11 protein-coding genes are annotated in these 10,106 nt (G+C 50.7%); 1 reads left to right on the top strand and 10 read right to left on the bottom strand.

Features of this window, described 5'->3' with window-relative positions:
- Positions 1–64: 64 nt before the first annotated feature.
- From QM529_06795 to QM529_06750, 10 genes are all read right to left on the bottom strand, one after another.
- Positions 65–826, bottom strand: a complete 762-nt coding sequence (locus QM529_06795) for a hypothetical protein (protein MDI9314361.1) — start codon at positions 824–826, stop codon at positions 65–67.
- A gap of 9 nt (positions 827–835) precedes the next feature.
- Complete coding sequence (locus QM529_06790) at positions 836–1,657, bottom strand: transcriptional repressor (GenBank protein MDI9314360.1); 822 nt, start codon at positions 1,655–1,657, stop codon at positions 836–838.
- Positions 1,658–1,738: 81 nt separating this feature from the next.
- Positions 1,739–2,338 carry a ribonuclease HII gene (locus QM529_06785; protein ID MDI9314359.1) on the bottom strand — a complete coding sequence of 200 codons (600 nt, stop codon included), beginning with the start codon at positions 2,336–2,338 and terminating at the stop codon, positions 1,739–1,741.
- Between the two features lie 4 nt (positions 2,339–2,342).
- Positions 2,343–2,894: an ureidoglycolate lyase gene (locus tag QM529_06780; GenBank protein ID MDI9314358.1), complete on the bottom strand. Its 552-nt coding sequence runs from the start codon at positions 2,892–2,894 to the stop codon at positions 2,343–2,345.
- A gap of 38 nt (positions 2,895–2,932) precedes the next feature.
- Positions 2,933–3,565 (bottom strand): thermonuclease family protein, encoded by a 633-nt coding sequence (locus QM529_06775; protein MDI9314357.1) that lies wholly within the window; start codon positions 3,563–3,565, stop codon positions 2,933–2,935.
- An 82-nt stretch (positions 3,566–3,647) separates the two neighbouring features.
- Positions 3,648–4,718 (bottom strand): NAD(P)/FAD-dependent oxidoreductase, encoded by a 1,071-nt coding sequence (locus tag QM529_06770; protein MDI9314356.1) that lies wholly within the window; start codon positions 4,716–4,718, stop codon positions 3,648–3,650.
- 70 nt (positions 4,719–4,788) lie between these two features.
- The gene (gene murI / locus QM529_06765) at positions 4,789–5,649 is read right to left on the bottom strand and encodes a glutamate racemase (GenBank protein ID MDI9314355.1); all 861 of its coding nucleotides are present in this window, start codon (positions 5,647–5,649) and stop codon (positions 4,789–4,791) included.
- A 39-nt stretch (positions 5,650–5,688) separates the two neighbouring features.
- Positions 5,689–6,531: a Tim44/TimA family putative adaptor protein gene (locus tag QM529_06760; protein ID MDI9314354.1), complete on the bottom strand. Its 843-nt coding sequence runs from the start codon at positions 6,529–6,531 to the stop codon at positions 5,689–5,691.
- A 70-nt stretch (positions 6,532–6,601) separates the two neighbouring features.
- The gene (locus QM529_06755) at positions 6,602–8,428 is read right to left on the bottom strand and encodes a ribonuclease J (GenBank protein ID MDI9314353.1); all 1,827 of its coding nucleotides are present in this window, start codon (positions 8,426–8,428) and stop codon (positions 6,602–6,604) included.
- Complete coding sequence (locus QM529_06750; protein MDI9314352.1) at positions 8,428–9,201, bottom strand: molybdopterin-binding protein; 774 nt, start codon at positions 9,199–9,201, stop codon at positions 8,428–8,430. The genes QM529_06755 and QM529_06750 overlap by 1 nt, the downstream gene beginning before the upstream one ends.
- Before the next feature lie 90 nt (positions 9,202–9,291).
- Here QM529_06750 and QM529_06745 point away from each other — a divergent pair.
- On the top strand, positions 9,292–10,106 hold an 815-nt coding region (locus QM529_06745; GenBank protein MDI9314351.1), incomplete at its 3' end, for a hypothetical protein.

Raw genomic sequence — 10,106 nt, 5'->3', positions numbered from 1 at the left:
TTGGCACTGCTTGAGCGCAATTTGTTTGCGCTATCGTTGGCACTGCTTGAGCGCATTAGTTTTTTCATGAAGATTTTTCCAATACCAAAACATGTTTTTGATGATTGATGGTAACCGACGAGAGGATTTTATCGCCGTCTTGTGGTGGCGCATCGGGCGCAATGATTTTTTTCACCAGCTGTTTTTTTAATTTTTGCATCATGGTTTGCTTGTAATACATGCGCGCCGTGACCTCCTGGCCGACGAAACATCCCTTTTGCAACGACAGGCCGCCAACATTTTGCAAATGATATTCGACTATCATCGATTCATTTTCTTCAAAATCATCCGGCCCCTCGGGCAACAGATTATCTATCCGCCAGGCGGTGTAATCGGTTTGGTCGTCGGCATAATTTGCCAATTTGCCATACAGCCGATAACATTTTTTGTTGGCCGGTCGCGGGTCGGTGATAAAAAAAATATCATCAGCCGTCGGCGGCGCAAAGGCAACGGCCACCGTCGCTTGCTCCAACAATTTTATTTCTATCGGTTGGCGCAAGATATATTTTTGCAATTGCGCCATCAAGCTAGCGGCGGTGGATTTATCAACCTCAACCAACAATTCATTGTCGCGCGGCACAATAAAAAAATCGGCAATATATTTGCCATTGGCGGTTAACAACGCGCTGTAAATCGCCGCGCCCGATTCCAGCGGCTTGGTATCGGCGGTGATTATTTTTTCCAAAAATTGTATCGGCAACAACCTGCCTGTCTTGCCCGCCGCATCACCGCCGTGTTTTAACGACAGGGAAAAAAGCAAACGGCGCGGCAACGAAATCGGTAACATCTATATTAATTACTCTAACACAAAAACCATTGGCATGACGAAAATATTTTTTTTAACACCCTGGGCGCGCCATAGGTTTTGTGGAATCGCATTGTCTTTTTTCATACGTTGGCTGGCCATTTCGACCGCATCCTGCATTGGGATAATATCCAGCGGCAGGTCATAAATTTTGCCCGACGATTTATCAACCACATGGTGGTGCGGCATGATGTTGGTGTCATAAAAAATTGCACCGCGTTTTTTTTCGTCCCACAATTGCATCGAAAAATGGTGCCGCGCCAACAACCCATGTTCAACAAAAAGATTTAAGCTATTATAAATCGACGCCAGCGAAATACTCGGTTTTTTTTTGCCCTTTAGCTTAGCAAAAATTTCTTCCGCCGTCAGGTGTTGGTGGGTTTTGCGTTGAAACAATAATTTCATCATCAACAACCGCGGCGCGGTTGGCGTGATTTTTCTATCCTTCAACATGCCGCTCAGGGCAACGTCGGATAATATATCATCAGGCGCGGTCGTGCCATTTACCCCCGCCGCATGGGCGTCGCTATCCGCGCCGCCGTCTGTGCCTTGCGTCGCGCGCGCCAATAATTGTTGCGGAAAAATACCCGTCCCTGCCAAATGTTTTAATTTTTTTAACGCCGCGATAACGCCGCGCCTTTTCACGGCGGTTAATTGATGCTTGTTGCCGCCAAATATTACCATCAATTCGGGGGGCAGGGTCATGGCACCCAGCGCGTTTTCCCACGGCGCGTGCGGTGACCGCACCGATTTTACGGCGTTTTGCGCCGTTTTTTTGGTCGATAAGAAAGTGGCTATGATAGATGCCGCCATGATTTTAGAACGATTCTAAAAATACGCAAAACGTAAGATTTGTCAAGCTAAAATTAAAAGCAAGGGCTCTTAACAAAAAAATTACGAGGCCAGGATTTTGCGCAAAAACAATGACCGATGGATGGGGCAGGGGCCGATTTTTTTTATTACCGCCACATGTTGCGCCGTGCCATAACCCTTATGCTTTGTAAAATTATAATCGGGGTATTGTTGGTGATAATCATCCATCAACCTATCGCGATAGACCTTTGCCATAATCGACGCCGCGGCTATCGAGGCATAGAATCCATCGCCCTTTACCACCGTGCGCATGGTTGGTTGCGTCTCGTCATTGTCGCGCCATTCCTGCGGCAATTTATTACCATCTATCAATAACAAATTCCTATCGTCTGTTATTTTTTTTAACACCACGCGGGCCGCCGCCATCATCGCCAAGTGGCTGGCACGCAGGATATTATGCGTCTCAATATCCTGCACCGTGGCCACCGCCGGCGCCCAGACGATATGTTGATTGGCGGTCATGGCGTCATACAAGGTTTCGCGCTTTGCGGCGGTGATGTTTTTTGAATCATCGAGCTGTGATTTGACATGTTGCGGCAAATGCTCCACCCCGGCCACCGCCGCCACAACCACCGGCCCGGCCAATGGGCCATAACCAACCTCGTCAATCCCAATAATCATCCTATTATTTTTCCAAATAAATTTGCCATGGCGTGATATCGATTTCCTGCAAATTATTGCCTGCGCCCAAGCGGTCGACCACCCAAAAATCGGTCGTGGCGACGGGCGCGGTTTTATCGCTTTCTTCCCGCATGGCAATCAACGGGTGATGCCAAACATTTTTATAATAATTCACCCCGACCAAACTATCGCCTTGCGGCCGCACGATAAACCCCACCAAATCTTTTTCGGTTGGCGGGGTGGTTGTTGCCGCCACCACCACGACATATGGTCGCGGCGTCATGGGCAGGAACATCTGCGACCCCAGGGGGTGACGCTCCATCACCTCCAGCATAAATGGCAAGGGCGCGTTTTTGCCGCGAAACAGCGAGGTGATGGTGGCCGCGCCATCATTGCCGTTGCTATCGCCGCTTATGGCTGAGGTTGCCAAATTGTGATAGCGCACGCAACGGCCATTGTTAATCTCGTAATGTTTGGCCATGTCGTCGGCCAATAAAACATCGCCAAATGGCTTGAATGATTCACGCGTCAGGGGCAATAGTTTTATTGTTTTCATTATTTTTTTATGGGGTTTTTTTAGAAAAAAAATCAAGCTCAAAAATGTTTTTTTGCGCGATACTTGCGCACGAAATTTTTATCGGCCCAAAACCCCAGGCCGGCATCATGCGCCGCCTTTTCGGCGGCAAGATATTCGCGATAGCTATCGGGGGTTAAAAAATGGCGATAGGCAAAACCATAACCCGAACGAAGCATGGCGATGTTGATGCTGGCTTCCTCCGCCGCCAGCAATCTTTGCCCGGGGTAACATACCGCCACCACCCGTTCGTAAACATCGCGGGTGCGCACGCGGCAGGCCACCCAAAAATTACCCTTGCTCAGCACCGCCGCCATTTGTTTTTTTGCCACCACGCCGGCGCGCGTATCCATTTCAGGGGCGTCGACGCCGTAAATCCGCACCTTCCATTTTTTGCCACCATAACGCCCCTTATCCCACACATGAATGGTATCACCATCGATAACATGGGCGCGACCCATAAAAGATATTTGTTCGTGGTCGGTGGCGGCATCGGTTGCTTGCCGGCCGGCAATTGCTGGCGCGGGCTGTGCGGCATCATCGCTTTGGGTTTGCGCCCGGGCGACGCTCGGCCAATTACCTGTCGATGATAATAAAGCCACGGCGCAAAGCACCGCACCCAACTCGTATTTTTTGAATCTATTTTTTCTCATCGATTTATTTATCACGCGCCTTATATGAATCTATCGCTCAACCCCTCTTGACCAGCATCTTGCCACGCGCAAAAAAATTAACCTAAGCGACCGGCGGGTTGGGCAGGCCGCGCGTCGTGCTATGTTCGAAATGCAAGGCCTGACCATGCACCAGCGGAAAAATATGGTGGCAGGCCACCGCGGCATCAGCAAAGCCCTGCATAATTAATTTGTATTTCCCCTCATACATGGCAACATCGCCCACCGCGTAAACCTGGGGCAGGGCGGTTTGCATCGTGCCGTGGTGAACCTCTATCTGGCCGCGGTTGGTGGTGGTAAAACCCCAATTGCCAAGCGGCCCCAGCGACGAGGCAAAACCATAAAAGGGCAGGAAAATATCCGCCGCCACATCCTCCTGATTACCATCAAGATGTTGCAGGGTAACGGCGCGCAATTGGCTGTCGTCATGTTGCGCCGCCACCAAGCCAACCGGTTGATAGGGAATGCGCAGTTCGATTTTTTGTTGCGCGACCAGGGAACGCATCATCGCCACCGATTGCGGCGCGGCGCGAAAATCGTCTCGCCGATGGACGACAATAACTTTTTTTGCACCACCGCTGGCCAGGTTAATCGCCCAATCGACCGCCGAATCGCCACCGCCGGCAATCACCACCATCTTGTCCTTAAAATCCTTGGGGTTTTTAACAAAATAAAAAACCGATTTGTTTTCAAATTGCGCCAGGTTGTTTATCGGCGGTTTTTTGTGGTCAAAGGCACCGGCACCGGCGGCGATGATAATCGCCTTGCATTTTACCTCGATGCTATCTTTTTTATTTTGAAAACTATGCTCGGTCGCCAGGTGAAGCGGGTATGGCGTGCCCTCGTGCCGCGTGAATTGCAACGCCTTGGTATCCAGCAGTTCAATCGGATTCATCGGTCGCATCTGCTCCACCAAATGGTCGACCAAGGTTTTTGCCAAAATTTTGGGGAAGGCCGGAATATCATAAATTGGTTTTTCCGGATAAAGGGCGGCCAATTGCCCACCAAGTTCGGGCAGGGAATCAACCAGCACCGATTTCATGCCGAGCAACCCGGCCTGAAAAACCGTGAACAGGCCGACCGGCCCCGCGCCGATAATGGCAATATCCGTTTCGTAATTTTTTTTGTATCTCATTTTTTTATAAATCTTTTTCAACCACGGCCAAATAATTATAGGAAGGATTATAGAATGGCGCGATAAAAAATTAAAGTTCTATTTTCGCCACCCGCGCGGTTGGAAAATCGGGCAGGCTGGCGATAAAATTGGTCATGCTGGCGGCATCACCGGTGGTGAAAAGGGCAATGGGCGCGTGCGCGGCTTTATTGGTTCTATCACCCGCAACATCGTGGTTGGGGAAAAAACTTATCGCCCGCTCGGCCACCGCGGCGGCGGTATCGATAACCATGACATCGGGCAATAGTTTTTTTATCATGGCTTGCAAAAAAGAATAATGGGTGCAACCGAGCACCAACACATCGGCGCGCGCCGCCGTGACCATCGCCAAGTATTTTTTTAACAACAATGATAAATGGTCTGACTGCACGCCGTGTTTTTCAATTTCATCGACCAGGCCAACACCGGCGATGGGGAAAATCGCCGCCTGCTGTTCGTAATGTTTTATTTTTTCCTTCATCAGCGGGCTTGCCAACGTGGCGCGCGTCGCCAACAGGGCAATGCGTTTGTTGCGCGTCATGGAAACGGCGGGTTTTAACCCGGGCTCAACCCCGACAAAATTAACCGCCGGTTTGGTGGCGCGCAAGTTGGCAATGGCATGCACCGTCAGCGTGTTGCATGCCACCACCATAAGGTCCGGCATCACGGCAAATTGTTTTTTATCATAAAACCAATCGACCAATTCATGGCCGCGCGCGATAATAAAATCATGTGGTTTTTCACCAAACGGGGCGTTTTTGGCATCGGCCAAATAATTAATCGCCACATCGGGCCTTCGTTGTTTTATCGCTAATAATACTGACAGCCCACCGACCCCCGAATCAACCATCGCCATCTTATTGCTTGCGGCGGCCAAAGGATTCGATAAATCGCCGGTCATGGTTATGGTCATAAAATGTTCTGCCCAACAAAACCAACAACCAGGGTTGTGCTATTCCTCGACCGCAACCAACCACCACCGGCTGTTGTCACCCATGGTTAATTTTCGTTCAAAAACCCAGGTGTCTTTTTTGGGGATAATCGTGCTGTCATCGCCCTCAACCAATTTATTGTCCTTATCATAAAGGGCGTAGATTTGGTCGGATTCAAACAACACCTTCACCTGGCATGTTTTATTGCGCTCATCGACCGCCGCCTCGGTAATGGTCGAATGGCGAATGCCGATAAGGTTTTTGTGTTCTTGATGGTATCCTTTTTTTTCGCGTTCCTTGATGGCGTCAATAAACCCCGTCAACAAATCGGGCGCAACATATTCTTTCAGCAACTGGCTGGCGCGGTTGTCGCTTTTGCCCTTATCATTTTTATCGTTATCACCCCGCACAAAACAATCGAGCACAACCTCGAAGGCATTTTCTGCCCCTTGTAAAAAATCGTTAGCAAAAAAATTATCATCGCGCGCCTTGATAGCCATAATACCGGGCCAGGCCGCCGCCCAACGCGGGTTTTGGCTATCCTCGATAACGGCGTTGCGGCCAGATTTCTTCTCGCCCTTGCCCTCTTGCTTGGCCTCCTTGGCCTTCGCATTTGGTTTCAAATAAAACCCGGTGGGTTCGGGTTCGACAACCTCGGCCACCGGCATGGCGTCTGGGTTGGCCGCTACGGCCTTTGCATCCCGTTCACCCGCGGCCTGGCCCAATGTTTTGGCTTGTTTTTTTGTCGCATCAAGCAACGAAAATGGTGGCGTTGGGTCGTCATCGCGTTTTTCCCCCAACACCATCAAAAGGCGGATAATCAAAACCCCCGCTATTACCGCCAAAAAAATAATATCTATCATGCTGGTTTGTTATAGGCAAAATGGCGACAACAATCAAGTGCGGCTTACGGCTAAAAAAACGATAACCCAACTACATTTCTAAAAAATGAATGGTCACCGCCGGCGATTTGTCAAAGTTTTTTCTGAAATGCCGTTTGAGGGCTTTGTTCAATTCTTCTTCCAACCCCGAGCTTGCCTGGCGATGGTGGCCTTTGTGTTTTTGGCGCGGCACGGTGGCCAGGGCGCGGCTGATAATCGACCCCATTTGCTTTTCCTGCTCCAGCGATAAAGACAACCCCAGCATCGACCATTTGTATTCGGCCAATTGCCCCCCTTTGAAGGACGCGCTAATCGTTAGGTTGCCCGCCGCCGCCAATTTCCGCCGCACCGCCAAGGCCTTATCCTCTATCGGCAAGATATCATGCCCGTCCTTCACCAAATGCCCAGCCGCGACATGGCCAATAATTTTTAGCGGCTGTTGCGGGTGACGACCAATTTCAATCACCACGCCATTATAGGGCGCAATCGCCTGGTCGATGCCGCATTCTTTTTTCGCCAGGTTGATATGCTCGACCAGGTGACGTGGTTCGCCATGCACCGGTATCAAGCTTTTGGGTTTTAGCCAGCTATAAAGTTGTTTTAAATCATCGCGCGTCGGGTGGCCCGAGGCATGTAATATTTTGTTATCGACCGAATCGGCAATATCCATCAACCGCACGCCGGCCCGCACCAGGTTGTTTTTTATTTCGGCCACCGCCACCTCGTTCCCCGGAATAACCCGCGATGAAAACAACATATAATCGCCGGCAATCGGTTTTATAACGCCATGTTCAAACCGCGCGATGCGCGCCACCGCGCCGCGCGTTTCACCCTGCGACCCGGTGGCAATCACCACCAATTTATCACGCCGCGTGCGCCTGATATCTTTTTCGCTCAAGGCCTGTTGCAATGTTTTGGGAAATTGCGACCAATAGCCGGTGTCTTCGGCGACTTTTAAATAACGTTCAAAGGCGCGACCGACCACCGCAACCCGCCGGCCAATTTTTTCGGCGGCGGTGGCAATCGCCAATACCCGTTGCAGGTTCGACGCAAAGCAGGTGACAATAATCATCCCCAAGGGGCTGTCGTCGATGCGGTAATCGCCGGCTTCAATTTTTTGGAATGTTTCAATCATGCCCTGCAACACCGCCCCTTCGGTCAATGACGGGTGGTTGTTAAAAACATTGGTCGAATCGCTTATCACCGCGGCAATTTTTTTGTTTTCCAAATTATCACTTGCGCCATTGCCCAGTGCCTTTAAGCCAACCTCGTCGGTTAATGCCCCCAGTAATGGATCGCGGTCGATTTTCCAATCGCCGGTATGAAGCACCGATGTTTTTTTATCCGCCGCGCCAACCTCGATACAAAATGCCTGTTGTTCCAAAATCGAATGGGTCATGCAATAGGGGGTGATAGTGAAGGGCCCAATGGTGATGACCTGGTCCTTGTGAAATGGTTTTAGCGGCACGCGGCGGCCAAAACTGCATTCGCGTAATTTTTCCCGCACCACCCCCAGGGTAAATGGCGTGCCGTAAATCGGGCAATTTAATTCCGGCCACAGATAAGGTATCGCGCCGATGTGGTCCTCGTGCGCGTGGGTCAGGAGCAAACCGACAATGTTTTCTTTTTGCTTGGCAAAAAATTGTGGGCTGGGGAAAATCAAATCGATACCATGCAGGCCGCGCGATTCGCCGGCAAACCCCATGCCGAAATCTATCAACAGCCATTTGCCCTGGTAACCATAGGCGTAAAAATTCATGCCGATTTCCTCGACCCCCGACATGGGGATAAAAAGCAATCGGTCGCTGTTTTTATCGGCCAGCAGGCGATGGTTGAGCGGTTTTAACCCGCCGGATGTTTTATGCTCGGTGTTTTTCATTATTGTTGTGTTTCTAAATCATGGAGGAGTGCCGCAACTTCTGCCTGGCAAGCCAACCCCAACCTCTTATCAAGGCTTTTAAGGGTAATCAACACCCATAATTTTTGCGTCGTTTGGTTAAATTTTGGGTAACTGCCGATGGTAACTTTTTTATATTTTTTTTGAATGGCGGTCAAGCCCTTGGCAAATGTCCCCTCGCCCAGGGAGGTTTCGACATCGCCCTGCCACCATTTTGGCCCCTCGGGGATGAAGGCCAAGGCCTGCGCCAACATTTCGTGCATGATGCGTGGCACGCCGGCCATGACAAAGGTTTTTTTAACAAAAAACCCGGGGGCAATGCTGATGGGATTCAACAGCAGGGTTGCGCCGCGCGGCATCATCGCCATTTTGCGCCGTTCGTTGTTATAGGGCAGATTCATTTTTGCATAATGGTCGGTTAATAATTTATCGGCCGTCGCGTCAACCACCAGCGGTAATTTCAACCCCTTGGCCACCGCGGCGGCGGTTATATCGTCATGCGTCGGGCCGATGCCGCCGGTCGTCATGACAAAATCATTTTGCGCCAATAATTCGCGCAGGTTTTTTACAATCATCGCCTCGTCATCGGCCACCACCCGCACCATCGCCAACCTTGCCCCATGGTCGAACAACCTGTTGGCAATATGGTGGATGTTATCGTCTTTCGTCCGACCCGACAAAATTTCATCGCCGATAACCATCAGGGCGACCTGTTTTTGCGTTTTTACCGGCGGCAGTTTTTTGGGTGTTGGCATCTTGGGGTTGATAATTTGAATTTCTATGGGTTATGATATTATGTCATTATTTTACAAAATTGTGTATATCACATAACTGGTAACAACACCATGAAAAGCCGCATGCCCCGCCGTCGTTCACCCTATAATAGTCAGGGCAAGAATGGGGTTAGGCATCATTTCGGGCTTGTGTCCTTCGTTGCCTATTTATCGGTTAGCGAACGGCGGCGTTATGGCCTGCCGTGGTTTGCACGGGGCTTGGCATTATGGGGGGCGGTGGGGCGCGGTTATTGGCCGTATTTTTTGCAATACCACCAACGCGCCAGCCGCCACGCAACCCACCCCTTAGACAATTGGTCGCAAACCGCCTTGCAAAAAATCACGCGCCGTCGGGCATCGGTTTTTCATAAGCCCAGGTTTCATAAATCAAAGTTGGCCTTTCCCTTTTCATCGCGCTTGCATGTGGTGGGGCATGTTGGTGGTCAGCGACGCCACGCCAAACCAATAGCATTTCAACAATTGGCGCAACATCCTGCCATCGGCTTCACGCCATCGCCGCTGGGCATGCTTATCCACCCACGGTTTGGTTTGTGGGTTGGGTTTCGCGGCGCGACAATCGACCGCACCATGCCAAAAAAAATTCGGCGCGGCGCGGCAAGAAAAATAACCATCGGCCAACATCATGCAACACCCTGTGGCGAATGCGACAGCAAACCCTGCATCGCCGCCTGCCCGGCCGGCGCGGTTACGGCCATGGGTTTTGATTACCCGGCCTGTAACAATTATTTAAACAACCATCCAGCGTGCGATTGTTTGCGCCATGGGTGCGTGGCACGCACCGCCTGCCCCATTGGCAATGGTGTTGGTGATGCTTCATACCAATATAACCAACAGCAGGTCGAATTTTTTTGGCGGAGTCTTCGCGA

This window comes from Hydrotalea sp., from assembly GCA_030054115.1.
GTDB lineage: Bacteria > Pseudomonadota > Alphaproteobacteria > JASGCL01 > JASGCL01 > JASGCL01.
The sequence above is the reverse complement of the archived record's forward strand: the minus strand, read 5'-3'. Positions and strand labels throughout refer to the sequence as shown.